Here is a 24,749-nt window from a genome sequence, read left to right on the forward strand (position 1 = left end):
AAAAGCAGGGGATCTCGCGGGCGATGGCCTCGAAGGTGTTGTTGGCTCTGGTGGTGTTCGTGTTCCTCGTGGACGGCCACCTGCCCGGGATGCGCGAGCTGCGCAACCCGGACAGCGAGGGCGGGAAGGGCGCAAGCCGCGCTTCGCTGCTGTCGAAGCGGTCCGAGGCCTGAGCCTCGGACCGCCCGGGACGGCTCGCTCGAGCCCCGCTTCGGGATCAGTAGTTGATCTGGAGCTGTCCGCGGAACAGGTCGCCCTCGGCCCGGCCGACGCGGCTGCTGCTGGCCTCGCGGCGCTTCATATTGGCGTAGGCCAGGGTGAGCTCCACCGACTTGATCGGCTGGAACTCGATGCCGAGCTCCAGTTCGTCGGTGTCGAGGCGCGGCGCGTTCGTCCCGACCTTCCAGCCGCCGTCGTAGGTCTGCCAGCGGATGTAGGGCATGAACGGGCCGACCGGCGAATGGTCGACCTTGTACATCGCCTGGACGTAGCCGCCCTGCAGCGCCTTGGTCTGCACGGCCCGGGTGACGGGATCCCATTCGGGGCCACGGCCCCAGTTCCACTCGCCCTGAAGGCCGAAGGGCTGCGGGTACAGGATCGCGTGCAGGCCGACGCGCTCGTCGTCGAAGGAGTTGCCCAGGGTGGTGGTGGTGCCGAAGGTCGTTTCAGGCCGGAAGCGGTTGCGGTAGGCCGAGCCGCCGACCTCCAGCACCTGCCCCTTGAACACCTCGCCGAGCCCGTCGAGTTCGAACGGCCAGGTCGCCATCATCACCGTCATCAGGTCGTTGTTGGCCTCGACCCGGTTGATGGTCTGGCCGTTGTAGATGCCGACGCCGAAAGCGCCGTAATTGCCGAACAGCTTCTGGCCGCCCTTGGCGAGCCGGTCCCAGATGCGCTGCACGTGCCAGGGCGTGTAGTAGTAGGTGATGCCGATGTCGCGCTCGCCCGGCACGGCGCTGTTGATCGCGTCGGAGCGGTCGAGCGTCAGGCGGTTCTGCGAGGATTGCAGGTTTTCCCAGCCATAGGGCACCTTCTGCTGGCCGAAGCGCAGGCGGGTGCGGCGCTCGTCGTCGAGGAAGACGTCGGCATAGGCGTCGCGCAGCTGGGTGAAGTGCTGGCGCGACTCGGTGCCGGCCTGGTTCCCGACGTTCACCGCGAAGTCGGGCTGGATGTAGAGGAACACCCGCTCGTGGATGTCGCCCTGGAGGATCAGGCGCACCCGGCGGAAGGTGAAGTTGTTGCGGTCGGTGATGCCGCTGTCGTGGACCGAGCGCAGGCGCGAGATGCCGGCCGGCGCGGTGTCGTCGCCGGACAGGAACTCGTTGCCGCGCAACTGCGTGTAGCCGCGCAGCGACAGGCGCTCGAACCAGGTCTTGGGCCGGCCCGCGTGGCGGGGATCATCCGCGAGCAGCTCGGGCGAGGGCGGCACCAGCGCGTCGTACCACGTCTCCGGCTCGTCGATGGCGAAGCGGTGCGGAACCGGGCCGGGCGCGGCCGGCTGCGCCACGGCGGATTCGATCGGCCGGCCGGCGGCGGGGAAGGTGCCAGCATCGGTGGTGCGGGCGTTCGCCGGCCGCGTGGCGACGGCCGCGCCGCGCCGGGGGCCCCTGCCCTGCGCCTCCGCCTGCGCCTTGATCATCGCCTTGAGCTCGTTGATCTGCCGCTGCAGCTCCGCGACGGTCTGAGCCTGAGCCTGCGCGCCCGGCAGCACCAGGGCACTCGATAAGAGCAGCGCGGCCAGAAGACGTCTTTTCATCTCTCGAACCCCTATGCCGCAATCCGGGCCGGCGCGATGACGGTCGCCGTGTTGTGCCGGAATGCGCGCAGCCTTCGGTGACACATCGTCAAGCGCGGCACGCGTCCCCGTCAGCCGAACAGGCCGTCCTCGCCCTGCACGCCCGGGAAGGCGTGGAAGCCGGCGAAGTCGTTAGTCGGCTCAATCGCTTAGCGATCCTGGCGGCGCGTCCCACAGCCATGCTTGGCCGATAGCACCGGACTGGAAGGATTAAAAGTAATTCTCGAAAAAACGTGAGGATATATCAGACTCATTACTTATATTACGTCCGAATCCTCCGTATAATCCCTATATTTGCAAGTTTATTCTGTCATAAAAGTGACGTCATGTTGTGGTTTATTGTATCATTGCGCCACTGCGATTGACCAGCCTTTTCGATGACCGTTTACCAGGACAGATTGCGTGAGCGCCGCACGATCGCGGCGGCGAGAGGCGGCATCGTCACGGGCAAGGGTCGGTGGGCACGGACCCCACGGGATCGAGCGGCCTTCCGCATGCACCCGCTGCATGCCGCCGCCGGAGCCGCTTCATGGCCCGGCTGCGTCCTGAAGGCCGCATCGTCCGGATCTCGTCACCGGGAGGCGGGGCCGGCGCGGCGGACACGCGCCCGTCCTGCGGCCGGGCCTCCTATCGGGGGCCGAAAGCACGGGCCGACATGCATCGTGTCGCGTCAAAGAGGGGACGCCAACGCGGCGGGCTGTGCTAGATAGGCATCATGCGTTGTTCTCTTCCCATCTCCTCCCGTCGGCGCATCCTGTGCGTCTTCCCCGCCTACACGCCGTCCTTCGGGACGTTCTCCCACGCCTACCCGCTGATGGGCGGCGTGAAGGCGTTCATGCCGCCCCAGGGGCTCCTGCTGATCGCGGCCTACATGCCCGAGACCTGGGAATGCCGCTTCGTTGACGAGAACATCCGGCCCGCCTCGGCCAAGGACTTTGCCTGGGCCGATGCCGTGTTCGTCTCGGGCATGCATATCCAGGAGGGCCAGATCCACGATATTGGCCGGCGGGCGCATGCCGCCGGCAAGGTCGCGGCGCTCGGCGGACCCTCGGTGTCGGGCGCGCCGGAGAAGTACCCGGACTTCGACTATCTGCATGTCGGCGAGATCGGCGACGCCACCGACCGCCTCATCGCGATCCTCGACCGCGACCTGTCGCGGCCGGCGGCGCAGGTCGTGCTCGACACCACGGAGCGGCTGGCCCTGTCCGACTTCCCGGCCCCGGCCTACGAGGCCGCGCCGCTCAAGCGCTATCTGATCGGCTCGCTCCAGTTCTCCTCGGGCTGCCCCTATCGCTGCGAGTTCTGCGACATCCCGCAGCTCTACGGCCGCCAGCCGCGGTTGAAGAGCCCGGAGCAGATGTGCGCCGAACTCGACGCGATCATCAGCCAGCCGGGCCACCCGGCGGTGGTCTACTTCGTCGACGACAACTTCATCGCCAACCGCAAGGCGACCCGCGAGATGCTGCCGCATCTCGTGGAATGGCAGAAGAAGAACAACTACCCGCTCCAGTTCGCCTGCGAGGCGACGCTGAACATGGCCAAGCAGCCCGAGATCCTCGAGCTGATGCGGCAGGCCAACTTCATGACGGTGTTCGTCGGCATCGAGACGCCGGAAGCCGACGCGCTCAAGGGCATCGACAAGACCCACAACGCCGCCGTACCGATGTACGAGGCGATCGAGACGCTCAACAGCTACGGGCTGGAGGTGACCTCGGGCATCATCCTCGGCCTCGACTCGGATTCAGACAAGTCCGAGCAGAACCTGATCGACTTCATCGACAAGTCCGCGATCCCGGTGCTGACGATCAACCTACTCCAGGCACTGCCCAAGACGCCGCTCTGGGACCGGCTGCAACGCGAGGGCCGGCTCCTGCACGATGCGAGCCTGGAATCGAACGTGCTGTTCAAGCGCCCGCACGACACGGTGGTGAGTTCCTGGCGCCGGGCCATCGCCCATGCCTACGCCCCCGAGCACCTGTTCGAGCGCTTCAAGCACCAGTGCGACGTGACCTACGGCAACCGCATCGTCACCCCGACGAAGGGCAAGCTCACGGTCACCAACCTGCGCCGGGGCCTGATCCTCGGCTTCAACATCATCACGCGGGTGGGGCTGTTCTCCGATTACCGCCGGCCGTTCTGGCGGGCGGCGGGCCACGCGCTGAAGCGCGGGCAGATCGAAGCGGTGTTCAACATGGGCTTCGTCGCCCATCACCTGATCCGCTTCACCCGTGAGGCGCTGCGCGGCGAGCACAACGCTTCCTTCTACGCCGCCAAGGCGGCGGAAGCGGAGGCGCAGCGCGAACGGAGCTGGTGGGAGAACGCCCGCCGCCGCTTGGCGCCGGAGCGGGAAGCGGCCTGAGCGTTTCCGGGGCCTGCCAGCAGGGGGCCCTCGTCCTCGCCTCCCGAGGCAAAGCCACGATCGAATGGGCGGACCGCGTGTCCGCCCATCCGTCACGCGCAGGCCCAGGCGGCCTCGTCCGAGAACAAGGCCCGCAGCCATGCCCGTTCCCGATCCGAGCGGCCGGTCTCCGACAGGCTCGTCATCGGAGCGGGCCAGGCGAACAGGTAGCCCTGCCTCTGGTCGCAGCCGAGCTCGCGCAGAACCGCGAGCGGCTCTTGCGTCTCCACACCCTCGACCGTGACCCTGAGGCCGAGATCGTGCCCGAGAGGGGTGAGCGCGCGCACGATCGTCGGGGCGTCCGCGCGCTGCCCGAGGCAGCGCAGGAAGGACCGATCGACCTTGATCGTGTCGAACGGGAGGCGGCTCCCGCAGAGCCGGTCCGGCTCGCCTCTGAGAGCATCGTGCTGGAAATCAAATCCAGGACGATGCTCTAGCCTCTTGTTTTCGCATCATTTTTTCGAAAGCCGGAGGCCACCTTTCGGGACGATGCTCTAGAATCGGAACGCCCCGCGCCAGTCTGGCGTGGGGCGTGTCGTGGCCGATCAGGTGCTCAGGCGATCAGAACTTGCGCACCAGCGGGGTCGGGGCGACGGCAGCGGGGGCATCCCACTGGTAGCGGAACCCGACCGAGACGACGTCGGCGCTGATGTCGGTCGAGGCCGCGAGCGGGATGTTGCCGATGTTGTAGTCGCGGCCGGGGCCCGCCAGGAGAAGGCCGCGGTCGAAGAAGGCGTGGGCGTAGCTGGCCGTCAGCAGCACCGTGTCGCTCCAGCGATAGCTGCCGCCGATCGAGACGACGTAGCGGTCGCTGTCGGGCAGGCGCGCCGAGCGGTTCGAGAAGTCGATCGGCCCGTTGTCGTAGCCGAAGCCGGCCCGCAGGGTCAGGTTCGGCGACCAGTCGTACTCGGCACCGATCGAGTAGAAGAACGAGTCCTTGAAGTTGAGCGGCAGGTGGTTGACCGTCACGCCCAGCGCCCGCGAGACGATGCCGACGTCGCCGAGCCTCGACCAGTTGTCCCACTCGAAGCCGAGATTGATCCGGGTGACCGGGTTGATCGCCTGGGTCAGGCCGACGCTGACCTTCTCGGGCGTATTGAGGTTGGCCCGCACCTGCCCCAGGGCGATGGCCTGCCGCGGGTCGGGGAAGCCGATCGAGCCCTCGATGTCGTGGTGGACCGAGGAGCGGTAGCCGACGCCGATCGCCGTGCCGGCGGCGGGGGTGACCAGGACACCGGCGGTGAAGCCCACGCCCCAGGACTCGCCCTTGACGAAGCCCGACGGGTAGAGGCCCGGGAAGGTGCCGGACACCGGCACGGCCGCGCGCAGGGTCAGGCGGAAATACTCGATGCTCGGGCCGGCGGCGACGGACAGCCAGTCGTTGACCTTGAAGCCGACCACCGGGTTGAAGGCCAGCGAGAAGATCCGCGAGGAGCGGGAATAGACCGAGCCGGCCCAATCCTGGCGCGGCTTGGTGACGAGGCCGTAGGGCGCGCCGGTCTGGATGCCGACCCAGAGACGGTCGGTGAGCTGGTAGGAGGTGGCGCCCGAGGGCACCACGGCGCCCTGCCCGACCTCGCCGGAGGCGCCGAAGGGCAGCAGGCCCGGCGCGGTCCCCACCGTCGGCGTGATCTCCCCCGACAGGTTGATGAAGCTCAGGCTCTGCTCGCTGGCAAAGCCCGGCCGCATCGTCACCGTCGCCGGGTTCCAGAAGATCGACGAGACGCCCGCCCCGCCCGACGCCGCACCCGCGAAGGCGAGGCCCAACCCCTGTGCACTCTGCTCGCGCAGGCCGAAGGCACCGGCCTGCGCTCCGCCCGCGCCCGTCATCGAAACCGCCGCGACGGCTCCCGCGAGCCCGAGCGCGCGGATCGTCCCCCCTGTCATTGCTTTTCTCCGAAGCGGTTTCTTAGCGACCCAAGTCCCGTCCGTGATGGAAGAGGATCGCGCGCATTCGGTCCAGAGGGGAGAAAACCGAAAACTGAGTTATATATCAATTGATGAATTTATGTCACGGAACCAGGGGCATCCCCGTGCCCGTGCATTGAATGCGGCGGCACGGTGCCGCTTGCACCCCGGATCGGTCGCGGCCATGCTCTCGCACCCCTGGGAGAGCCTCGAGCAAGACGGAGACGCCGACGATGAAGTTGATCCGGCACGGCGCGAGCGGTGACGAGAAGCCGGGTCTCGTGGACGCGAAGGGAGGCTTGCGCGACCTGTCGGGAACCCTGCGCGATATTGCCGGACCGGGCCTCTCACGGGAATCGCTCGACCGGCTCGCGCGGATCGACCCCGAAAGCCTGCCGCTGCTGCCGCCCGGCACCCGCCTCGGCCCCTGCGTCGGCGGCACCCGCAACTTCGTGGCGATCGGCCTGAACTACGCCGACCACGCTGCCGAGACCGGGGCCGCGATCCCGGCCGAGCCCATCATCTTCAACAAGGCGCCCTCCTGCATCGTCGGCCCCAACGACACGGTGATCCTGCCCAAAGCCTCGGCCAAGACCGATTGGGAGGTGGAACTCGCCGTGGTGATCGGCGTCCGCGCCTCCTATGTCCACGCCAACGAGGCGCTGCGCTACGTGGCGGGCGTGTGCATCTGCAACGACCTGTCCGAGCGCGAATTCCAGATGGAGCGCGGCGGCACCTGGACCAAGGGCAAGGGCTGCCCGACCTTCGGCCCGCTCGGCCCCTGGCTCGTCACCCTCGACGAGATCCCGGACCTGAAGAACCTCTCGATGAGCCTCGATCTCAACGGCCGGCGGATGCAGACGGGCTCGACCGCGACGATGATCTTCGACGTGGCGCAGATCGTCGCCTACGTCTCGCACTTCATGATGCTGGAGCCTGGCGACGTCATCACCACCGGCACCCCGCCGGGCGTCGGCCTCGGCATGAAGCCGCCGCGCTACCTCAGGAGCGACGACGAGATGGTGCTGCGCATCGACGGCCTCGGCGAGCAGCGCCAGCGCGTCGTGGCCTTCGACGACTGGACCGCCAAGGTCGCCGCCGGCGAACCGACGAACTGACGCACGGCACAGGCTTCTCCAACGGGGCCGACGAGGCTTGCTCCCGGCAGAAGGCCCGGTCGTCTTCCTCGGCGGTCCCGGCCTGCCCGTCGCCTCCGCCGCGGATCCGTTGCGCCGTACGGGCTTTGCGGCGGATGGGGCCTTCTTCGCGCAGCCCGGATGCGGCGGGCCGGGGTGCCGTTCTGAGTGCCTCTCAACAAAACTCCGCTGCGCCGCCGTGCCCAGAGGGGGCCGATGGGTGATCGGGAGTTTTGTGAGGCACTCTGACACCCTCCGCGGACCGGTCACCGGCGCAACGGGGCCATCGCGCGGTTTTGCTCCAAGAGGATGCGGCCGATCAGGCCGTCGCAGTTCAGGGTCCGTCCGGCGCACGCGGCCGACATCTGAATCTTCACCTGCCCGCCCTCCTGCACGACCCTTCGGCAGATATAGGCGTCCGGTTGATCGCCGCGGGACTTGAAGAGCGTCCAGATGATAAAGTGCTTCGGGTCCTCGATCTCGATGACCGAGCCGTTGTCCCGCAGCACCTGGGCGCCCGGCTCTGCTTTGAGGGCCGCTACCATGGCACGGAATGGCAGCACGGCGCGCTCGCAGAGCGACTCGGCCTGCGCCGCCCACGGGCAGAGCAGCGCGAGTGCCGTTGCGAGGATCGGACGATCGGCCGGGAACATCAGAGGACTCGCTTAAAACCTGCGTTTCTTCGATGATGCTGCTTGTGGATGCAATAGCGGTCAAGCTTACGCGGCGATCGACGCCCATGCCTGCTGAAAACAGGGCAGAGCGCCACCCTTGCCGGGCGCTTCGCGAGCGGGCACTCCCGCGGCAAGGCTTGATTTTTCCCCCGCCTTCGCTCTCAAAGAGGCGCATGAGCGACACCGTAGTCTCCCTCACCGCCTCCTCGGCCTCCTCGGCTTCCGCCGCCATCCGGCATGATTGGACGCTCGCCGAGATCCAGGCGATCCACGACATGCCGCTGCTCGATCTCGTGCATCGGGCGGGCGTCGTGCACCGGGCGCACAACGACCCCGCCGACATCCAGCGGGCGGCGCTCCTGTCGATCAAGACCGGCGGCTGCCCCGAGGATTGCGCCTATTGCCCGCAATCGGCCCATCACAAGGGCGCGAACCTGCCCCGCGAACGGCTGATGCCGGTGGACGCCGTGCTGAAGGAGGCCGCCGCGGCCAAGGCCAACGGGGCGCACCGCTTCTGCATGGGCGCGGCGTGGCGCAAGCCCAAGGACGGGCCGGACTTCGACGCGGTGCTGGAGATGGTGCGCGGCGTGCGCGGCCTCGGCATGGAGGCCTGTGTCACGCTCGGCATGCTGACCCAAGCCCAAGCCCAGCGCCTCGCGGAGGCGGGGCTCACCTCCTACAACCACAACCTCGACACCGGCCCGGAATTCTACGGCGACATCATCTCGACCCGCACCTACGACGACCGGCTCCAGACCCTGGAGCATGTCCGGCAGGCCGGCATCGGCGTCTGCTGCGGCGGCATCGTCGGGATGGGCGAGCAGGTGCGCGACCGGGCCGAGATGCTGCTCGTGCTCGCCAACCACGCCCCGCACCCGGAAAGCGTGCCGATCAACGCGCTCGTCGCCGTCGAGGGCACGCCGCTGGAAGACCGGCCGCCGATCGATCCGCTCGACCTCGTGCGGATGTGCGCCACCGCCCGCATCGTCATGCCCAAGGCCCGCGTGCGCCTCAGCGCCGGCCGCAAGAGCCTGACCCGCGAGGCGCAGATCCTGTGCTTCCTCGCCGGGGCCAACTCGATCTTCTACGGCGAGCGCCTGCTCACCACCGCCAACAACGAGGCGGATGCCGACGCCGAGCTGCTGCGCGACATCGGCGTGCCGGTGCCCGAGGTGACGCTGGCCGCCGCGGAGTAGGGGCATGGCAAGGGGCACGGCAAGCCGGCCCTCACCTTGACTTGAAACGCCTCCCGTGAATGGTGCCGGCTCATTCTCAAGAGCCCGCCATGCACCGTTACCGTACCCATACCTGCGGGGCGATCCGCCCGTCCGATGTCGGGCAGACCGTCCGCCTGTCCGGCTGGTGCCACCGCATCCGCGACCATGGCGGCGTGCTCTTCATCGACCTGCGCGACCATTACGGCCTGACGCAGTGCGTGATCGATTCCGACTCGAAGGCCTTCAAGGCGGCCGAGACCGCCCGCTCCGAGTGGGTGATCCGCATCGACGGCCGCGTGCGCACCCGGCCCGCCGGCACCGAGAACCCGGAGCTGCCGACCGGCGCGGTCGAGGTCTATATCGATGACCTCGAAGTGCTGGGGCCGGCGGGCGAGCTGCCGCTGCCCGTCTTCGGCGACCAGGAATACCCGGAAGAGACCCGGCTCAAGTACCGCTTCCTCGATCTGCGCCGGGAGAAGCTGCACGCCAACATCATGAAGCGCGGCGCGATCGTCGACAGCCTGCGCCGCCGCATGCGCGAGGGCGGTTTCTTCGAATTCCAGACGCCGATCCTGACCGCCTCCTCGCCGGAGGGCGCGCGCGACTACCTCGTGCCGTCCCGCGTCCATCCCGGGAAGTTCTACGCGCTGCCGCAGGCGCCGCAGCAGTTCAAGCAGCTCACGATGATCGCGGGCTTCGACCGCTACTTCCAGATCGCCCCCTGCTTCCGCGACGAGGACGCCCGCGCCGACCGTTCGCCGGGCGAGTTCTATCAGCTCGACATCGAGATGAGCTTCGTCACGCAGGAGGACGTGTTCCAGGCGGTGGAGCCGGTGCTGCGCGGCGTGTTCGAGGAGTTCGCCGGCGGCAAGCGCGTGACGGGGGAATTCCCGCGCATCACCTACGCCGACGCGATGCTCAAATACGGCGTCGACAAGCCGGACCTGCGCAACCCGCTGATCATCGCCGACGTCACCGACGAATTCGCCGACGACGCGGTGGAGTTCAAGGCGTTCAAAGGCGTCATCAAGTCGGGCGGCGTGGTGCGCGCCATTCCCGCCACCGGCGCCGCCGGTCAGCCGCGCTCGTTCTTCGACAAGCTCAACGACTGGGCCCGCTCGGAAGGCGCGCCGGGGCTCGGCTACATCGTGTTCGAGGAAGAGGGCGGGGCGCTCACCGGCAAGGGGCCGATCGCCAAGTTCATCCCCGCCGCGATCCAGGCACGGATCGCCGAGAAGGCCGGGGCCAAGGCGGGCGACGCCGTGTTCTTCGCCGCCGGCACCGAGGCGAAGGCCGCCGGGCTCGCGGGCAAGGCGCGCATCCGCATCGGCGACGAGCTGAAGCTCTCCGACACGGACCAGTTCGCCTTCTGCTGGGTCGTCGATTTCCCGATGTACGAGTGGAACGAAGAAGACAAGAAGATCGACTTCTCCCACAACCCGTTCTCGATGCCGAACTACGATCGCGACGCATTCCTCGCCTTAGGCGAGGAAGACTCCCAAGAAATCCTTGGGATCAAGGCGTTCCAGTACGACATCGTCTGCAACGGCATCGAGCTGTCCTCGGGTGCGATCCGGAACCATCGCCCCGACGTGATGGAGAAGGCCTTTGCCATCGCCGGCTACGGCAAGGACGTGCTGGAGGAGAAGTTCGGCGGCATGCTGAACGCCCTGCGCCTCGGCGCCCCGCCGCACGGCGGCATCGCGCCGGGTGTCGACCGCATCGTCATGCTGCTGTGCGAGGAGCCGAACATCCGCGAGGTCGTGCTGTTCCCGATGAACCAGCGCGCCGAGGACCTGATGATGGGCGCGCCCGCCGAGGCGACCCCGAAGCAGCTGCGCGAGCTGCACATCCGGCTCAACCTGCCCGAGAAGAAGGCGTAGCGCCTAAACCCTCTCCCGCCGCGGGGGAGGGTGCCTGCGGAGCAGGCGGGTGAGGGCCCGGTTCCGCTTTGTCGGAAGCGGCGCTCCCCTCGCCCGCCCCCTTCGGGGCCACCCGCCACCGAAGGGGAGGGAAGCCGCGCAGGACCTGATGCCGCCCCATCCCACTCCCCTCACCGCCATCGTCGTCAGCCACGACAGCGCGGATGCCCTGCCCGCCTGCCTCGCGGCGCTCGCGCGCGAAAGCATCCCGGCGATCGTGGTCGACAATGCCAGCCGCGACGGCTCGGTGGCGGTGGCGCGGGCTCACGGCGCGCGGGTGATCGCCCATCCCCGCAACGAGGGCTACGGGCGGGCCAACAACATCGGCGTGCGCGCCGCCGAGGGGGCCCGGCACGTTCTCATCCTCAATCCCGATCTCGTGCTGCAACCGGGCGCCGCCGCCGCCCTGCTGGCCGCGGCGCAGGCCTGGTCTGACGCCGGCCTCCTGGCGCCGCGCATCCATGAGCCGGACGGGCGCTTCTTCTACCAGCCGCGCTCGCTGCTCGCGCCCTACCTCACCAATCCGAAGGGCCGGCGTGATCTCCCCGAGGGCGACGCCTGCGCGCCGTTCCTGTCGGGCGCCTGCCTGATGATCGAGCGGGCCTTCTTCCTCGACCTCGGCGGCTTCGACGAGAACATCTTCCTGTTCTACGAGGACGACGACCTCTGCCGCCGGGTGGCCGATGCGGGGCGCGCCCTGATCCACGTCCACGGCGCGGTGGCGCTGCACGGGCGAGGGCGCTCCTCGGCCCCGGCGCCGGGCCGGGTTTTTCGTACGCGCTGGCATCAGGCGTGGTCGCGGGCCTACGTCTCGCGGAAATACGGCCTGCCCGATCCGAGCCCCGGAATGCTGGCGACGAACGCGCCGAAGGCGGCGCTCTCCGCCCTCGCCTTCCGGCGCTCGGGGCTGGAACGCTACGGCGGCTCGGCGGCCGGCGCGCTCGCCGCCCTGCGCGGGCAGAGCGCGCTGGCCCGCGAAGGATTGGCACCGTGAGCGGCGTCCTGTCCGGCCCCACCATCGCGGAGGCACTGGCGCGCCCGCACAACGCCTTCTCGGGTCTGCGCCTGGCGCTGGCCCTGATGGTGGTGGTCAGCCACGCCTTCAGCGTCGTCTCCGGCCACGCGCTCGACGAGCCGCTGGCCCGCGCCACCAGCTTTTCGCTGGGCGAGCACGCGGTGAACGGCTTCTTCGCCGTCTCGGGCTTCCTCGTCACCATGAGCTACGATCGGCGCGGCTGGCGCGACTACGTCGTCGCCCGGAGCTTGCGCATTCTGCCGGGCCTCGTCGCCGCGACCCTGGCGGTCTCGCTGCTGCTCGGCGGCGCCCTCACCCGGCTGCCGCTCACCGAGTACTACGCCTCACCGGAACTGTGGCGCTTCGTGCGCGGCACGCTCCTGTCCTTCAAGAGCAACGCCAGCCTGCCCGGCCTCTTCGAGGCCAACCCCTTCCGCAGCCCGCTCGGTACGGTCTGGACCCTGAAATACGAGACGATCTGCTACGCCGGCGTCTTCGCCATCGGGCTTTTCGGGCTCCTGCGGCGGCGCTGGGCCGTGCCGGCGCTCACTGCGGCCCTGGCCCTGTCGCTGGCGGTGCTCGAAGTGGTCCGGCCCGAGATGTCCAAGGGCACCGAGACGGCCCTGCGCCTGCCGCTGATCTTCGCCGCCGGAGCCTGCCTCTACCTCTGGCGCGATTCCTTTCGCCTCACGCCCTGGCCGCTGCTCGTCCTGGCCGCGGGCCTCCTGTTGCAGGGCTACGCCCCCGCCCGGACACTGCTCTTCCTCGGCGAGAGCTACGCGGCGATCTGGCTCGCCTTCCTGCCCCCGCTCGCCCGCCCCGCCCTCGACCCGCCGGCCGACCTCTCCTACGGGGTCTATCTCTACGGCTGGCCGATCCAGCAGAGCCTGCACGCGCTCTGGCCCACGGCCTCCGCCCTGGCCCTGCTGACGCCGGCCCTCCTGCTCGCCGGGCTCGTCGCCGCCGCCTCCTGGTACGCGGTCGAGAAGCCGGCCCTGCGGCTCAAGGCGCGGGCACTCGGGCGGCGCACGCTGGGGACCATTGAGCCTGCGGGTCCGTGAAACGAAATTGATCTTCTCGCGCCTCCGATGCGTTTGAGATGCTCGAGGCGTGTCGTCACGCCGTCGTGGTGGGGTGCCCTGCGCACCCTAGCTACGGAGCCGGGTCCATATCCTCGGGCCCATTCCTCCCCCCGAAAGCCCGGATCGCCGCCCACCATGAAGGTCGTCGTGGATCTCAACCGCTGCCAAGCCTACGCGCAGTGCATCTACGCGGCGCCGGGGCACTTCGCCCTGCATGGCAGGGAGGCGCTGGTCTACGACCCCTCCCCGGACGAGACCGCACGGGGCGAGATCGAGCGGGCCATCCACGCCTGCCCGGTGCGGGCGATCACCGCCTACCCCGATGCCGCCGACGCGGCGGCCGGAGAGGCGCGGTGACGACACGCCCTGAACGCATCGTCATCGTCGGCGCCTCGCTGGCGGGGCATGCTGCCGCCCATGCCCTGCGTGAGCGGGGCTATGCCGGAAGCCTGACCCTGGTCGGCGCCGAGCGTCATCGGCCCTATGACCGGCCGCCGCTCTCCAAGCAGGTGCTGCGCGGGCTCTACTCCGCCGACACCACCCTGCCCTGTCATCCCGACCTCAACGCGGAGTTCCGCCTCGGCCGGCCGGCGACCCGGCTCGACCTGACCGGGCGCGCCGTCGAATGCGAAGACGGCAGCCGCCTGCCCTACGATCGGCTGCTGATCGCCACGGGAACCCGGGCGCGGCCCTGGCCGAACCCGGAGGAAGCGGGCCTCGCCGGTGTCTTCACCCTGCGCACCCGCGACGACGCCGAGCGGCTCGGCGCGCATCTGCGGACCAAGCCGCAACGCGTCGTCCTCGTCGGCGGCGGCTTCATCGGCTTCGAGGTGGCCTCGACCTGCCGCGATCTCGACATCCCGGTCACCCTGCTGGTGCGCGATGCCGTGCCGCTGGCCGCAGCGCTCGGCCCCCGCCTCGGCGGCCTGATCGGCGAGGTCGCCCGCGAGAGGGGTGTCGATCTGCGCCTCGAATCCGAGATCGAGCGGATGGAGGGGCAAGCGGGCCGCCTCGCGGCCGTGACCCTGAAGGACGGCGCGCGGATCGAGACCGATTGCCTCGTGGCCGCCATCGGCACGCTGCGCAACGTCGAATGGCTCGACGGCTCGGGGCTGGAAGCCGACGCGGGGGGCCTGCGCTGCGACGCCTTCTGCCGCGCCCTGCTCCATGACGGCCGCGTCGCCGAGAGCGTGTTCGCCGCGGGCGACGTGGCGCACTGGCCGAACCCGTACGACGACGACGCCTTGGTGGCGGTCGAGCACTGGGGCAACGCCCGGGCGCAAGCAGAGACCGCCGCCGCCAACATGCTGGCGGGCGACGCCTCGGCGATGCGCCGCCACGACCACCTGCCGGATTTCTGGTCGCAGCAATTCGGCCTGACGATCAAGCTCGTCGGCCTGACCGAGGGCGCCGACGCCCTCGCCGTGGTGCACGGCTCGCTCGAGGAGCGGCGCCTCGTGGCCGCCTTCGGCAAGGCGGGCCGCATCGTCGCCGCCGCCGCCATCGACAGCGCCCGCTGGCTGCCCGCCTACAAGGCCGCGATCCGCGAGCGCGCGCCCTTCCCGCCGATCGAGGACGCCGTCGATCAGCCCCGCATCCGTGTGCAGGAGCCATAGTCCCGTGAGCGGAAGCACGCTGTTCGAACAGATCCTCGATCCCGCCAACCGGGCGAACCCCTACCCGCTCTACGCCGAGCTGCGAAAGGCCCCCGTCGCGCGGCAGGCGGACGGCACCTACGTCGTCAGCACCCATGCCGAACTGGCGCGGCTGATCTCCGATCCCCGCATCAGCTCGGACGATCTGCCCGACCCGCAGAAATTCCGCTGGACGGGGCACCCCGTCACCGACCTGCTGGTGCGGCCGGTGCGGGCCGAGATCCGCAAGCGGCATCGCCCCTTCATCTTCCGCGACCCGCCCGACCACGACCGTCTGCGGGGCCAAGTGATGCGCTGCTTCACCCCCGAGCGGGTGCGCGGCATGCGCGCGAAGACACAAGCGATCACCGACGACCTGATCGGCAAGATGCAGGGCAAGTCCCGCATCGACCTCGTCGAGGACTTCTCCTATCCGCTCCCCGTCACCGTGATCTGCGAGCTGCTCGGCGTGCCTCCCGAGGATGAGGCGCAGTTCCACGGCTGGGCGACGCAACTCGCGACCGCGCTCGAGCCCAACCAGCGCGGCGACGAGGAGAATCAGGCCAAGAACGAGGTCTGCTTCAACGAGATCGCCGACTACCTCCAGGGGCTGATCAAGGAGAAGCGCAAGGACCGCCAAGAGGACATCCTCTCCGACCTCGCCAACGAGAAGGAGGGGATGAACGATTTCGACCTGATCGCCACCGCCGTGCTGCTCCTGGTGGCGGGCCACGAGACCACGGTGAACCTGATCACCAACGGCATGCTGACGCTGCTGCGCCTCCCCGAGCATCTCGAGCGCCTGCGCGCCGAGCCGGAGACCGCGCCGCGCCTGATCGAGGAGTTGCTGCGCTACGAGCCGCCGGTCCATTACCGCACCCGGCTGGCGCTCACCGACATTCCGGTGGCCGGAATCACGATCCCGAAGGATGCGCCGGTGATTTTCCTGCTCGCCGCCGCCAACCGCGACCCGATCCGCTTTCCCGACCCCGACCGCTTCGATCCCGACCGGCCCGACAACCGCCATCTCGGCTTCGGCGGCGGCCTGCACTACTGCGTCGGCGCCCCGCTCGCGCGGATCGAGGCGGAGGTGGCCCTGGTCAGCCTCGTGCGGCGCCTGAAGGGCGTGTCCCTGACCGAGGACCCGCCGCCCTACCGGCCCGGCGCCTCGCTGCGGGGGCCGCGGCACCTGAGGCTGGCGTTGGAGGGGGTGGCGGGGGAGTGATCTTCCACCCGAGTGCCGCTGGGACCCCCTCTCCCCGCGCGCGGAGAGGGGGGGGTGCGCACGCGACGGACGGGTCATCGAAAAAACGCCGCAGCCAAAAAGAAAAGCGCCCGACCTTTCGGCCGGGCGCTCCTCCAAACAACGTCCCTGCGGACGATCGCTTACGCGGTCAGAACCGTGGACGGCTCGACCTTCACACCCGGGCCCATCGTCGAGGTGACGGCGATGCGCTGGATGTAGGTGCCCTTGGCGCCCGTGGGCTTCGCCTTGGCGACCGCGTCGGCGAAGGCCTTGATGTTCTCGACGAGCTTCTGCTCATCGAAGGACACCTTGCCGATGCCGGCGTGGATGATGCCGGCCTTCTCGACGCGGAACTCGACCGCGCCGCCCTTGGCGGCGGCAACGGCGCCCTTCACGTCCATGGTGACGGTGCCGACCTTCGGGTTCGGCATCAGGCCGCGCGGGCCCAGCACCTTACCGAGACGGCCGACGAGCGGCATCAGGTCCGGGGTCGCGATGCAGCGATCGAACTCGATCTTGCCGCCCTGGACGATCTCGAGGAGATCCTCGGCGCCGACGATATCGGCACCCGCTGCGCGGGCGTCGTCCGCCTTGGCGCCACGGGCGAAGACCGCCACGCGGACCGTCCGGCCGGAGCCGTTCGGCAGGTTGCAGACGCCGCGGACCATCTGGTCGGCGTGGCGCGGATCGACGCCGAGATTCATCGAGATCTCGACGGTCTCGTCGAACTTGGCCGAAGCCTTCGACTTCACCAGCTTGATCGCCTCGTCGATGGCGTAGAGCTTCATCGGCTCCAGACCCTCGCGGGCGGCGCGGATGCGCTTTCCTTCGCGTGCCATATCGCCCTCCCTTACGCGACGACTTCGAGGCCCATGGCTCGCGCGGAGCCACGGATCATCGCGACCGCCGCATCGACGGAGTCGCAGTTCAGGTCGGGCATCTTCTTCTCGGCGATCTCGCGAAGCTGGGCTTCGGTGATCTTGCCGACGGTCGGGCCCTTGCCCGGGGTCTTGGAGCCGGAGGCCGGCTTCTTGCCGATCTTCAGGCCCACCGCCTTCTTCAGGAAGAAGGTGACCGGGGGCTGCTTCATCTCGAAGGTGAAGGAGCGGTCCTGATACGCGGTGATGATCACCGGGATCGGGGTGCCCTTCTCCATCTGCGCGGTCTTCGCGTTGAAGGCCTTGCAGAATTCCATGATGTTGAGGCCGCGCTGACCGAGCGCGGGGCCGATCGGCGGCGACGGGTTGGCGGCGCCGGCCGGGACCTGAAGCTTCACGTAGCCCGTGATCTTCTTCGCCATGGGACTTCTCCCAATGAGTGCCCATCGCCGGGCTGCCTAGGCACGGACGGACGGGCAGTGACAGGTCGCGGTGCGATCCGTGGTTCCCGGAGGCGAAGCCGGGCGGATCTCCCGCGGATGATGCCCTACCGAGGCAGGGACTTATCCGGCGAAGCCGGATCTCGATGAGACGACCACCCGTAGGTTTTGTGGAAGTCCCGCAAACTCATTCGACCGCTCAGCAGCCGCCCGTAAACAGCCCGAGACACAGAAGAAACGAGCCGACTTTGATTTCGGCGGCGCACCAATTCCAAGCGTGGAGGAGGGTGGCCGCGTCGATCATGCCGACTAGACCTTCTCGACTTGACCGTATTCCAGCTCGACCGGGGTGGCACGGCCGAAGATCGACACTGCCACCTTGAGGCGCGAGCGGGCGTCGTCGATTTCCTCGACGGTGCCGTTGAAGGAGGCGAAGGGGCCGTCGGAGACGCGCACGGTCTCGCCGATCTCGAAGGAGACCGTGTGCTTGGGGCGATCCACGCCCTCCTGCACCTGCCCCTTGATGCGCTCGGCCTCGGCGTCCGGGATCGGCACGGGCTTGGCCTTGTCGGCGCCCAGGAAGCCGGTCACCTTCGGGGTGTTCTTGATGAGGTGATAGACCTCGTCGGTCAGGTCGCACTTCACGAGCACGTAGCCCGGAAAGAACTTGCGCTCGGCATCGACCTTGCGGCCGCGGCGCACTTCGGTGACCTTCTCGGTCGGCACCATGACCTCGTCGAACAGTTCGGTCAGCCCACGCTGGGCCGCCTGATCCTTGATGGACTGGGCGACCTTATTCTCGAAGTTCGAGTAGGCGTGGACGATGTACCAGCGCTTCGACACGGGTCTCTCAACTCCTCGGCGTCCGTGAGACGCCTGCGATGACTCAGGCGCCGATCCCGAGGATCAGGCTGACGGCGAAGCGCATCACCTGATCGACGGCGACGAAGAACAGGCTTGCGACCACGACCATGATGAACACCATGATGGTGGTCACGGTGGTTTCCTTGCGGGTCGGCCACGTGACCTTGCGGCCCTCGTCGCGCACCTCGCCCAGGAACTCCACCGGGCCCACCCGCTTCGGCGCGGGGCGCGCGGGCGGGGTCGGGCGCTGGGGCGCGACGGGGGCCGTGCCGCGTTTGGGTCCGCGGGCCGCGTCGGCTTTCTTGGTCGCTTCGTTCGATGCCATGGCGCAACTGAAACCGGACAGGGCTCCGGGAACCACCGATCGCGGTGCGGGGACAATCGCGTCCCACACCGACAGCATCTGAGGATCTCGGAATGCGCCCGCTCTAGCGCAAGTGATCCGGCTTGTCGATGGGTTCGGGAAGGGGTGCCGCCGGTCGGATGCCAGGTCGGGCTCGGTGGGCGCCGTGGCAGGAGTGGAGGGACTCGAACCCCCAACCCCCGGTTTTGGAGACCGGTGCTCTGACCAGTTGAGCTACACTCCTACGGCGCGCGCGGCGCGGCTCGCGTCATGCCGCAACCTGCGGCCCAAAGCAAGGGCACGACGTCAGCAAGCAGAGTCATCGCTATTCTTCGTCCAGCTCGAAATCCGCATCCGCGAAGGGATAGGCCGCCTCGACGAGGTAGGGCCCGCCGCCGCGCGAGGTGCGGGCGGAGAACAGGGCGGCGCGGCGCACCGTGAAGGTTAGGCGGGCAAACACCCCCGCCTCGGCCAGCCTTCGCGCCACGGCCTCCGGGGAGGCCTCGCGGTTGAGGCGGGCCAGCGTCACGTGCGGCGTGAACTTGCGCCGCTCCGGCGCGGCCCCGGCCCGGCGGGCGATGCGCTCGTGCTCCTCCTGTAGGTCGATGAGCTCCGGGGTGGGGACGACCGAGGCGTAGAGCGCCCGCGGCCGGTCGCCGCCGAAGCTCGCCAGCCCGTCCAGTGTCACGGTGAGCGGCGCGCGCACCCGCGCCTCCCGCAGGCCGGCATCGATATCGGCGGCGATCATGGCGTCGATCTCACCGAGGAACCGCAGGGTGACGTGGTAGTCGCCCGGCTCGATCCAGCGCGCGCCGGGCAGGCCGCCGCGGAAGAACGACAGCCGCTCGGCGATGTCCGGCGGGATCTCGAGCCCGGTGAACAGGCGCGGCATGGTTCGCTACCCCTTCTTCTCCGGATTCTGGCCCAGGCGGCCCAGGAAGGTCTCGACGCTCGGCAGGATGCCCTCGACGATCCGCTCGACGCCCCTGGCGGTGGGGTGCAGCCCGTCATCCATGGTGTTGGCGCGCTGGCCCGTCACGCCGTCGAGAAAGAACGGGTAGAGCACGAGGCCGTGCGCCTTGGCCAAGTCGGGATAGATCGCGTCGAAGCGGGCGCGGTACTCCGTTCCGAGGTTCGGCGCGGCCAGCATGCCGGCGAGCAACACCGGGATGTTGCGCTCCTTCAGCCGCACGATGATCGTCTCAAGCGCCTTGCGGGTCACCGCCGGATCGGTGCCGCGCAGCATGTCATTGGCGCCGAGTTCGAGGATCACGCCCTGCGTGCCGTCCGGCACCGACCAGTCGAGCCGGTCGAGCCCGCCGGTGCTGGTGTCGCCCGATACACCGGCATTGGCGATCTCGACCCGGTACCCCTTGGCCTTCAGCACCCGCTCCAGAACCGCCGGGAAGGCGGCATCGGCCGGCAGGCGGTAGCCCGCGGTGAGGCTGTCGCCGAAGGCCACGAGCTTGAGCGGCGCCGGCTCGGCCTGGGCCGAGCCGGGCCGCAGGCCTGCGGCACCGACGAGCGTGGCTGCGGCGAAGAGGAGCATCAGCGCGACCCTGCGCCGGAGGCGGCGCGGGCCCACATCGGGTTCGTCCGCCTCGCGCCGGGCGCCCAAGCATGACACAAGCCTGCCGGGTCCGGCTTCCGCTTCGTTCGCGTGGTGCAAGACCGTATCCTTTCGCTCGGACATGTCCGGGTGGTTGCCAAGCTGCTCGCCAACTTCCCCGCCAAGATCGGTCGGTGCCTGATGTCGAACAAGGCTGTCTCCCTGTCGCAGATCGAGCTGAGCCTCGGCCGCGGCCCCGCGCGGGTGCATGTCCTGCGTGGCATCTCGCTCGATGTCGAGCGCGGCGAGGCGGTCGGGCTCGTCGGCCCCTCAGGCTCAGGGAAATCGACCCTGCTCACCGTCATGGCCGGGCTGGAGCGGCCCGATACCGGCCGCGTCACCATCGCCGGCACGGATCTCGGCGGGCTCGATGAGGACGGGCTCGCGCGCTTCCGCGGCCGCAACATCGGCATCGTGTTCCAGGCCTTCCACCTCGTGCCGACCATGACCGCGCTGGAGAACGTGGCGCTGCCGCTCGAACTCGCCAACGCATCCGATCCGCACGGACGGGCGGCGGCGGAACTCGAGGCGGTGGGGCTCGGGCACCGGCTGCGGCACTACCCGGCGCAGCTCTCCGGCGGGGAGCAGCAGCGGGTGGCGATCGCCCGTGCGCTCGCGCCCGATCCGGCGATCCTGGTGGCCGACGAGCCGACGGGAAACCTCGACGAGGCGACGGGGCGGCAGATCGTGGACCTGTTGTTCGGGCTCAAGCGCGACCGCGGCGCGACCCTGGTGCTGGTGACGCACGATCCCGGCCTCGCCCGGCTGTGCGACCGCACCGTGCGCCTGCGCGCCGGCCGGATCGAAGCGCCGGCCGAGGCGCAAGAAGCCTAAGTAGACAGGGCCTGGAAAAACGATGCCTTCCGGTGCCGGTCGGGCGCCGAAAGGCAAGCACATGTCGGGTGTTGAAGCCGTCTGCTCGCGCGTCGCATCAGGCGACGCGGCAAACAGAAAGATCAGGCGCTTAAGGGAGCGCCGATCCGGGCGCGGAGTTGAGCCCGCAGGTTCTGGTTGGCGGCGCTGCGGTCGGCGTCGAGGGCCCACATCAGGCGCAGGAGCCGGCTGATCGGGAGAGCCCGGTCCTCGATGGCCTCGGCAACCTGCTGCTGGATCGATTTCGAGGTCGCCATGAACGTCTCGGCCGTGGTCTGCATGAGTCGCATCCGGAAACGGGCTCGCCCCCCGCGGGGCGGGCTCTTAAACGGTTCCAAATCGCAAGGCCATAGGTTTGCCGGCTTGCAGTTAGCGGTTCCTTCGAAATCCCGCGCCGCACCTCACAGCTTTTTGAAGCCGGCTCTTCGTCAGGCGAGCGGCGAGCGCGTGTAGCCGTCGAGCAGATCCTGCGGATCGCGGTAGATCGCGATGCATCCGGCCGCCGACAGCGCGGCCTCCGGGAAGCCGCCGCACAAGACGCCGATCGTCGAAAGTCCAGCGCCGGCAGCGGCTTGTGCGTCGTAGGGGGTATCCCCGACCACCATCACCGCGTCTTTGGGGAGACCGGGAAGCTTCCTCAGCACGGCTTCGAAGATGTCGGGATGCGGCTTGGATCGATCGGCATCGTCGGAGGTCGTGACCACGTCGACGAGATCGGTGATGCCGAGGATTTTCTGGTAGTTTTCCACCTCGTCCGCCTTGCCGGAGGACGCGAGCGCGACGGTCTGGCCTGCATCGCGCACATGGCTGAGCAGTTCCTTCACCGCGGGAAACGGCTTGGCCTGCGCGAGATAGGACCGCTTGAACAGATCGGAGCGGTAAGCCTCGATTGCTTCGCCCTCGCGGGCGAGCCGATCCGCGTCGACGAAGACGGGCAGGAGCTGGTCGCCGCCCTTCCCGATCTGGCGGCGGACGTCCGCCTCCTCCGTCTCGATCCCGAAATGCGCAAAGGCCTCGACCCAGGCGCGGGCGTGCAGATCGACGCTGTCGAGCAGGGTGCCGTCGATGTCGAAGACGACGGCTTTGATGCGAGCGGACATCGAATCAGGCCCCGTCAGCGCGGAAACAGCTGAAGGCCGTCATCGGGGAGGAGATTGCGGGCGGGCCCGCCGGTCTGCTGGCCGCGGCCCTGCTGGTAGTAGGGCAGTTCGGGGCGACGGTCGTTGCCGCTGCCGGAATCGTATTCCCAGGGCGCGTTCCACGGGGCCCGGCCGCTCACCGCCGGCACGGCGGGGCCGGTGTAGAACGAGTCGCCTGGCCGCACGGGTCCCGCTGCCGCGGCGCTGGCCGCCAGCATCGTGCCGAGGCAGAGAGCGGCAGCACCTCGGCCGATCAACGCGCGCATCGCTTGTCATCCTCGATCGTAGCCGCGCCCCGCCGACGAAGCGCGAAAGGAAACGGCCGAGCCCGGCCCGCGTTCCGGGGTCTCAGGCTCGCTTGCCCCGACTTTCCACGGAGGGGCCCTAAAAAGCGAAGCCCGCCGGCCCCGGAGGGCGGCGGGCTCTCGAACCGCGTCCGTGTTGCGGGGCGGCTCAGTGGAGGACGAGCGCCTCGGCTCCGGCGCGGCTGGCAGCCGGCTTGGCCCTGGGTGCCGCCTTCACCGCCTTGGCGGCGGGCTTCTCGGCAGCCTTCGCGGACGTCGTGGCAGGCGCCTTCTTGGCCAGTGCCTTGGCAGGTGTTTTGGCTTTGGCAGCAGACTTGGCCGCCTTGGCGACGCTCGCCAGAGCCTCGGCGGGGGCCTGCACCGCCGGCTTGGCGCGGGCGGTGCGGGGCTTGGCAACCTTGGCGGGCGCCTCGGCTTCGATCAGCGCCGCAACCGGGGCCTGCCGCAGCTCGGACTCGGCCTGAAGCCAGTGGGCCTCGGCCCGGCCGAAAACCCGGCCTTCACCTTCCCAGATGTAGTAGGCGCGCTCGCGCACGCTGTTCTCGCACAACATCATAACGCTCTCCCGAAATCGTCCGACGTGAGTTCGAACGATGGAAGCGCATGGTTAAGGAGCGGTTAACCGCGTTCCGCGCTGCGGGAGAGACGGCGGTGGTTCGCGCGCACCTTGCGGCGATAGCCGGCCACCACCGCGCCGTGCGAGGCGCCCGTCGCGAGCTGCATCGCCGCCTCGCTGGCCGCGAACAGCTTCTCGCTCACCATGCGCTGCGCCTCCACCTGCGCACCGCTGCCCCCGGCCGCGAGCTTGGCCATCCGCAGGGCGATCACCGACTGCGCCTCGAAGGCGAGCAGGGTCGTGTCGAGGCCGAGCTTCCACCACGTCGCGTACATCGAACCTGCCCTCTCGCCGTCACACCGCTTCGATCCAGAGCCGTATCCGACCTGATGGCATCAGGCCGGCGTCTCTCAAGCATCGTCCTGGATACCGGATCCAGGACGATGCTTGAGGCTCTTGGTTTCGCATCACCTTTATTCCGAAAGCCGGAGGCCACCTTTCGGGATGATGCTCTAGGTCTTTGTTTTGACGCGCGTTCTTGCGACGAAGCGGTGACCGCTTCGTCGCAAGAACGCGCTCAGATGAATTGGATCAGGTCACGACGGCCCGCAGCGGCGCATGGCCGGGCTCGGGAACGGCGCCAAGACACACGTTCGAGAGTCGTTCCCGGCCGCCTCCGGTGGCTGGGCGGCCGGGAACGGCATCGCGGTTCAATCGAAGCTGCGGCCCTTGGCAGCCGAACCGCCCAGGCTGATCTTGACCTTCTTCGGTGGAGCCACTTGCCCCCCCTTGCCGCGCCCGGCCGGCACCTCGACCTCCGGCGCCGCCTGGGCGGGCTTCAACCGGGACTGGCCGTAGATCACCGAGCCGATCTCGCCCACGGCCTGGACCAGGTCGTCGCGCTCGCAGGCGCGGGCCACCTTCAGGCCGAGCTGGTGCATGTGGCTCTTGCCGTAGAGGTAGGCGGCGAGCTTGGCGCGGGTCAGCGCCGGAATCTCCTCGAGGATGTAGGGCAGATCGTAGTCGTCGGCGCGGTAGACCTCGCCGAGCCGTTCGAGGGAGACCGGGCATTCCGGATCGACGGTCGCGCCGGTGGTCGGATGGGCCTGGGTCATGGGTCACCTGCTGTCGGTGCAAAGGGCGATGGAGAGCGTGACGAAAGCGGCGAAGGCATGTCGGCGACCGCAGCGTCCGCCACGGAAGACGGCCTGACCGCGATCAGGTCGGAACGCGCGGGAAGGCATCCGGTGCAAACCGAGGCGATCGCGATCCGGGCGCGCCGGTCGCTGCGCTCCCAGACGGATTCGCGCAAGGTCCCTGCAGCGGCCGGCCCGGTCGTCGGCCCGGAGGCCGGCACCCCGGAGGCCGAAGTCCCGGCGAGCCGGGCTTCCGGGTTCGCGCGGATCCGCAGGTAGAGCGGCTCCTCCGCACGGACAGCGGAAATCGGACCGTACGGAGACCCACACAGGGCCATCCCGTACACGGCCGCGCCGAGGAGCGCGAACCGGCCCGGACGTGCCGATGCCTTGCGCCGCGCGGCGCCTCGTGCCGTGCAGCCCGATGTCATGCCGGTTGTCATGCGGATGCGCGGGTCTCGCCATGGCGGTTGCGGGCGCCGGTTCCCGCATCGCGGGCTTCCGGGCCGAACAGGATCGGCCGGGATGGTCAACAAGACCTTAACCGCGGCATCCATGCGAGGCGAGCCATCCCACGCG

Annotated in this window: 27 protein-coding genes, 1 tRNA gene and 1 pseudogene; 12 read left to right on the plus strand and 17 right to left on the minus strand. The window is 69.0% G+C overall.

Annotated elements, in window-relative coordinates; translation table 11 throughout:
• The first annotated feature begins 23 nt into the window (after positions 1-23).
• Entirely contained in the window at positions 24-173 is a 150-nt protein-coding gene (locus E4V01_RS25560) for a hypothetical protein (RefSeq protein WP_193763140.1), read from the plus strand.
• Between the two features lie 44 nt (positions 174-217).
• Here the strand turns inward: E4V01_RS25560 and E4V01_RS05105 are convergent, their stop codons facing one another.
• Positions 218-1,756, minus strand: coding sequence for a porin (locus E4V01_RS05105; RefSeq protein ID WP_135297604.1), 1,539 nt, complete (start codon positions 1,754-1,756; stop codon positions 218-220).
• 754 nt (positions 1,757-2,510) lie between these two features.
• On the opposite strand from E4V01_RS05105, the gene E4V01_RS05110 reads away from it, so the two are divergent.
• Positions 2,511-4,154, plus strand: a complete 1,644-nt coding sequence (locus E4V01_RS05110) for a B12-binding domain-containing radical SAM protein (RefSeq protein WP_060771268.1) — start codon at positions 2,511-2,513, stop codon at positions 4,152-4,154.
• A 92-nt stretch (positions 4,155-4,246) separates the two neighbouring features.
• On the opposite strand, the pseudogene E4V01_RS05115 reads toward E4V01_RS05110, so the two are convergent.
• Both E4V01_RS05115 and E4V01_RS05120 read right to left on the minus strand, forming a co-directional pair.
• Positions 4,247-4,549 (minus strand): annotated as a pseudogene (locus E4V01_RS05115) (EAL domain-containing protein); the annotation flags it as partial.
• 205 nt (positions 4,550-4,754) lie between these two features.
• Positions 4,755-6,080, minus strand: a complete 1,326-nt coding sequence (locus E4V01_RS05120) for an OmpP1/FadL family transporter (protein WP_060771267.1) — start codon at positions 6,078-6,080, stop codon at positions 4,755-4,757.
• A 254-nt stretch (positions 6,081-6,334) separates the two neighbouring features.
• Here E4V01_RS05120 and E4V01_RS05125 point away from each other — a divergent pair, with 254 nt between their 5' ends.
• Positions 6,335-7,219 carry a fumarylacetoacetate hydrolase family protein gene (locus E4V01_RS05125; protein WP_060771266.1) on the plus strand — a complete coding sequence of 295 codons (885 nt, stop codon included), beginning with the start codon at positions 6,335-6,337 and terminating at the stop codon, positions 7,217-7,219.
• A gap of 284 nt (positions 7,220-7,503) precedes the next feature.
• Here the strand turns inward: E4V01_RS05125 and E4V01_RS05130 are convergent, their stop codons facing one another.
• Entirely contained in the window at positions 7,504-7,890 is a 387-nt protein-coding gene (locus E4V01_RS05130; protein WP_135297605.1) for a hypothetical protein, read from the minus strand.
• Positions 7,891-8,084: 194 nt separating this feature from the next.
• On the opposite strand from E4V01_RS05130, the gene bioB reads away from it, so the two are divergent.
• The 7 genes from bioB (at position 8,085) to E4V01_RS05165 (ending at position 16,006) form a co-directional block, all read left to right on the plus strand.
• Positions 8,085-9,107 carry a biotin synthase BioB gene (gene bioB, locus E4V01_RS05135; protein ID WP_060771264.1) on the plus strand — a complete coding sequence of 341 codons (1,023 nt, stop codon included), beginning with the start codon at positions 8,085-8,087 and terminating at the stop codon, positions 9,105-9,107.
• Positions 9,108-9,196: 89 nt separating this feature from the next.
• Positions 9,197-11,011 carry an aspartate--tRNA ligase gene (aspS, locus tag E4V01_RS05140; protein ID WP_135297606.1) on the plus strand — a complete coding sequence of 605 codons (1,815 nt, stop codon included), beginning with the start codon at positions 9,197-9,199 and terminating at the stop codon, positions 11,009-11,011.
• 148 nt (positions 11,012-11,159) lie between these two features.
• The gene (locus tag E4V01_RS05145) at positions 11,160-12,044 is read left to right on the plus strand and encodes a glycosyltransferase family 2 protein (RefSeq protein WP_135297607.1); all 885 of its coding nucleotides are present in this window, start codon (positions 11,160-11,162) and stop codon (positions 12,042-12,044) included.
• On the plus strand, positions 12,041-13,126 hold the full coding sequence (locus E4V01_RS05150; protein WP_135297608.1) for an acyltransferase: 1,086 nt from the start codon (positions 12,041-12,043) through the stop codon (positions 13,124-13,126). The genes E4V01_RS05145 and E4V01_RS05150 overlap by 4 nt, the downstream gene beginning before the upstream one ends.
• 156 nt (positions 13,127-13,282) lie before the next feature.
• Positions 13,283-13,504, plus strand: a complete 222-nt coding sequence (locus E4V01_RS05155; RefSeq protein WP_003597514.1) for a ferredoxin — start codon at positions 13,283-13,285, stop codon at positions 13,502-13,504.
• The gene (locus E4V01_RS05160) at positions 13,501-14,763 is read left to right on the plus strand and encodes an NAD(P)/FAD-dependent oxidoreductase (RefSeq protein ID WP_135297609.1); all 1,263 of its coding nucleotides are present in this window, start codon (positions 13,501-13,503) and stop codon (positions 14,761-14,763) included. Before E4V01_RS05155 ends, E4V01_RS05160 begins: the two co-directional genes overlap by 4 nt.
• A 4-nt stretch (positions 14,764-14,767) precedes the next feature.
• Positions 14,768-16,006 carry a cytochrome P450 gene (locus tag E4V01_RS05165; RefSeq protein WP_135297610.1) on the plus strand — a complete coding sequence of 413 codons (1,239 nt, stop codon included), beginning with the start codon at positions 14,768-14,770 and terminating at the stop codon, positions 16,004-16,006.
• Between the two features lie 161 nt (positions 16,007-16,167).
• Here the strand turns inward: E4V01_RS05165 and rplA are convergent, their stop codons facing one another.
• The 7 genes from rplA to E4V01_RS05200 form a co-directional block, all read right to left on the minus strand.
• The gene (gene rplA / locus E4V01_RS05170; protein WP_060771259.1) at positions 16,168-16,866 is read right to left on the minus strand and encodes a 50S ribosomal protein L1; all 699 of its coding nucleotides are present in this window, start codon (positions 16,864-16,866) and stop codon (positions 16,168-16,170) included.
• Between the two features lie 11 nt (positions 16,867-16,877).
• Complete coding sequence (rplK, locus tag E4V01_RS05175) at positions 16,878-17,327, minus strand: 50S ribosomal protein L11 (RefSeq protein ID WP_003597508.1); 450 nt, start codon at positions 17,325-17,327, stop codon at positions 16,878-16,880.
• 327 nt (positions 17,328-17,654) lie between these two features.
• Positions 17,655-18,188 (minus strand): transcription termination/antitermination protein NusG, encoded by a 534-nt coding sequence (nusG, locus tag E4V01_RS05180; protein ID WP_003597503.1) that lies wholly within the window; start codon positions 18,186-18,188, stop codon positions 17,655-17,657.
• 43 nt (positions 18,189-18,231) lie between these two features.
• Positions 18,232-18,534, minus strand: a complete 303-nt coding sequence (gene secE, locus E4V01_RS05185; protein ID WP_060771258.1) for a preprotein translocase subunit SecE — start codon at positions 18,532-18,534, stop codon at positions 18,232-18,234.
• Positions 18,535-18,719: 185 nt separating this feature from the next.
• Positions 18,720-18,796: transfer RNA gene (locus tag E4V01_RS05190), tRNA-Trp, on the minus strand.
• An 81-nt stretch (positions 18,797-18,877) separates the two neighbouring features.
• Complete coding sequence (thpR, locus tag E4V01_RS05195) at positions 18,878-19,444, minus strand: RNA 2',3'-cyclic phosphodiesterase (RefSeq protein ID WP_135297611.1); 567 nt, start codon at positions 19,442-19,444, stop codon at positions 18,878-18,880.
• A gap of 6 nt (positions 19,445-19,450) precedes the next feature.
• Positions 19,451-20,101, minus strand: coding sequence for an arylesterase (locus E4V01_RS05200; protein WP_135297612.1), 651 nt, complete (start codon positions 20,099-20,101; stop codon positions 19,451-19,453).
• Positions 20,102-20,302: 201 nt separating this feature from the next.
• Here E4V01_RS05200 and E4V01_RS05205 point away from each other — a divergent pair, with 201 nt between their 5' ends.
• On the plus strand, positions 20,303-20,995 hold the full coding sequence (locus E4V01_RS05205) for an ABC transporter ATP-binding protein (protein WP_056499903.1): 693 nt from the start codon (positions 20,303-20,305) through the stop codon (positions 20,993-20,995).
• Between the two features lie 122 nt (positions 20,996-21,117).
• Here E4V01_RS05205 and E4V01_RS05210 read toward each other — a convergent pair whose 3' ends face one another.
• The 6 genes from E4V01_RS05210 to E4V01_RS05235 form a co-directional block, all read right to left on the minus strand.
• Positions 21,118-21,315, minus strand: coding sequence for a hypothetical protein (locus E4V01_RS05210; RefSeq protein ID WP_003605893.1), 198 nt, complete (start codon positions 21,313-21,315; stop codon positions 21,118-21,120).
• 147 nt (positions 21,316-21,462) lie between these two features.
• The gene (locus E4V01_RS05215; protein ID WP_135297613.1) at positions 21,463-22,134 is read right to left on the minus strand and encodes an HAD family hydrolase; all 672 of its coding nucleotides are present in this window, start codon (positions 22,132-22,134) and stop codon (positions 21,463-21,465) included.
• Between the two features lie 14 nt (positions 22,135-22,148).
• Positions 22,149-22,439: a hypothetical protein gene (locus tag E4V01_RS05220; protein ID WP_135297614.1), complete on the minus strand. Its 291-nt coding sequence runs from the start codon at positions 22,437-22,439 to the stop codon at positions 22,149-22,151.
• A gap of 187 nt (positions 22,440-22,626) precedes the next feature.
• Positions 22,627-23,034, minus strand: coding sequence for a DUF2934 domain-containing protein (locus tag E4V01_RS05225; protein WP_135297615.1), 408 nt, complete (start codon positions 23,032-23,034; stop codon positions 22,627-22,629).
• A 62-nt stretch (positions 23,035-23,096) separates the two neighbouring features.
• Positions 23,097-23,369 carry a hypothetical protein gene (locus E4V01_RS05230; RefSeq protein WP_060771253.1) on the minus strand — a complete coding sequence of 91 codons (273 nt, stop codon included), beginning with the start codon at positions 23,367-23,369 and terminating at the stop codon, positions 23,097-23,099.
• 375 nt (positions 23,370-23,744) lie between these two features.
• Positions 23,745-24,149, minus strand: coding sequence for a hypothetical protein (locus tag E4V01_RS05235; protein WP_060771252.1), 405 nt, complete (start codon positions 24,147-24,149; stop codon positions 23,745-23,747).
• 57 nt (positions 24,150-24,206) lie between these two features.
• Between E4V01_RS05235 and E4V01_RS05240 the strand changes: the two genes are divergently transcribed.
• The gene (locus E4V01_RS05240; protein WP_135297616.1) at positions 24,207-24,449 is read left to right on the plus strand and encodes a hypothetical protein; all 243 of its coding nucleotides are present in this window, start codon (positions 24,207-24,209) and stop codon (positions 24,447-24,449) included.
• Positions 24,450-24,749: the final 300 nt, after the last annotated feature.

This window comes from Methylorubrum sp. Q1 (genome assembly GCF_004683995.1).
Taxonomy (GTDB): Bacteria; Pseudomonadota; Alphaproteobacteria; order Rhizobiales; family Beijerinckiaceae; genus Methylobacterium.

What these genes read in the sequence shown, in the direction of transcription:
- E4V01_RS25560 (WP_193763140.1), top strand. Translation starts at nt 24, where the DNA reads ATGGCCTCGAAGGTGTTGTTGGCTCTGGTGGTGTTCGTGTTCCTCGTG.
- E4V01_RS05105 (WP_135297604.1), bottom strand. Translation starts at nt 1,756, where the DNA reads ATGAAAAGACGTCTTCTGGCCGCGCTGCTCTTATCGAGTGCCCTGGTG.
- E4V01_RS05110 (WP_060771268.1), top strand. Translation starts at nt 2,511, where the DNA reads ATGCGTTGTTCTCTTCCCATCTCCTCCCGTCGGCGCATCCTGTGCGTC.
- E4V01_RS05120 (WP_060771267.1), bottom strand. Translation starts at nt 6,080, where the DNA reads ATGACAGGGGGGACGATCCGCGCGCTCGGGCTCGCGGGAGCCGTCGCG.
- E4V01_RS05125 (WP_060771266.1), top strand. Translation starts at nt 6,335, where the DNA reads ATGAAGTTGATCCGGCACGGCGCGAGCGGTGACGAGAAGCCGGGTCTC.
- E4V01_RS05130 (WP_135297605.1), bottom strand. Translation starts at nt 7,890, where the DNA reads ATGTTCCCGGCCGATCGTCCGATCCTCGCAACGGCACTCGCGCTGCTC.
- bioB (WP_060771264.1), top strand. Translation starts at nt 8,085, where the DNA reads ATGAGCGACACCGTAGTCTCCCTCACCGCCTCCTCGGCCTCCTCGGCT.
- aspS (WP_135297606.1), top strand. Translation starts at nt 9,197, where the DNA reads ATGCACCGTTACCGTACCCATACCTGCGGGGCGATCCGCCCGTCCGAT.
- E4V01_RS05145 (WP_135297607.1), top strand. Translation starts at nt 11,160, where the DNA reads ATGCCGCCCCATCCCACTCCCCTCACCGCCATCGTCGTCAGCCACGAC.
- E4V01_RS05155 (WP_003597514.1), top strand. Translation starts at nt 13,283, where the DNA reads ATGAAGGTCGTCGTGGATCTCAACCGCTGCCAAGCCTACGCGCAGTGC.
- rplA (WP_060771259.1), bottom strand. Translation starts at nt 16,866, where the DNA reads ATGGCACGCGAAGGAAAGCGCATCCGCGCCGCCCGCGAGGGTCTGGAG.
- rplK (WP_003597508.1), bottom strand. Translation starts at nt 17,327, where the DNA reads ATGGCGAAGAAGATCACGGGCTACGTGAAGCTTCAGGTCCCGGCCGGC.
- secE (WP_060771258.1), bottom strand. Translation starts at nt 18,534, where the DNA reads ATGGCATCGAACGAAGCGACCAAGAAAGCCGACGCGGCCCGCGGACCC.
- thpR (WP_135297611.1), bottom strand. Translation starts at nt 19,444, where the DNA reads ATGCCGCGCCTGTTCACCGGGCTCGAGATCCCGCCGGACATCGCCGAG.
- E4V01_RS05200 (WP_135297612.1), bottom strand. Translation starts at nt 20,101, where the DNA reads ATGCTCCTCTTCGCCGCAGCCACGCTCGTCGGTGCCGCAGGCCTGCGG.
- E4V01_RS05205 (WP_056499903.1), top strand. Translation starts at nt 20,303, where the DNA reads ATGTCGAACAAGGCTGTCTCCCTGTCGCAGATCGAGCTGAGCCTCGGC.
- E4V01_RS05210 (WP_003605893.1), bottom strand. Translation starts at nt 21,315, where the DNA reads ATGCAGACCACGGCCGAGACGTTCATGGCGACCTCGAAATCGATCCAG.
- E4V01_RS05215 (WP_135297613.1), bottom strand. Translation starts at nt 22,134, where the DNA reads ATGTCCGCTCGCATCAAAGCCGTCGTCTTCGACATCGACGGCACCCTG.
- E4V01_RS05220 (WP_135297614.1), bottom strand. Translation starts at nt 22,439, where the DNA reads ATGCGCGCGTTGATCGGCCGAGGTGCTGCCGCTCTCTGCCTCGGCACG.
- E4V01_RS05225 (WP_135297615.1), bottom strand. Translation starts at nt 23,034, where the DNA reads ATGATGTTGTGCGAGAACAGCGTGCGCGAGCGCGCCTACTACATCTGG.
- E4V01_RS05230 (WP_060771253.1), bottom strand. Translation starts at nt 23,369, where the DNA reads ATGTACGCGACGTGGTGGAAGCTCGGCCTCGACACGACCCTGCTCGCC.
- E4V01_RS05235 (WP_060771252.1), bottom strand. Translation starts at nt 24,149, where the DNA reads ATGACCCAGGCCCATCCGACCACCGGCGCGACCGTCGATCCGGAATGC.
- E4V01_RS05240 (WP_135297616.1), top strand. Translation starts at nt 24,207, where the DNA reads ATGTCGGCGACCGCAGCGTCCGCCACGGAAGACGGCCTGACCGCGATC.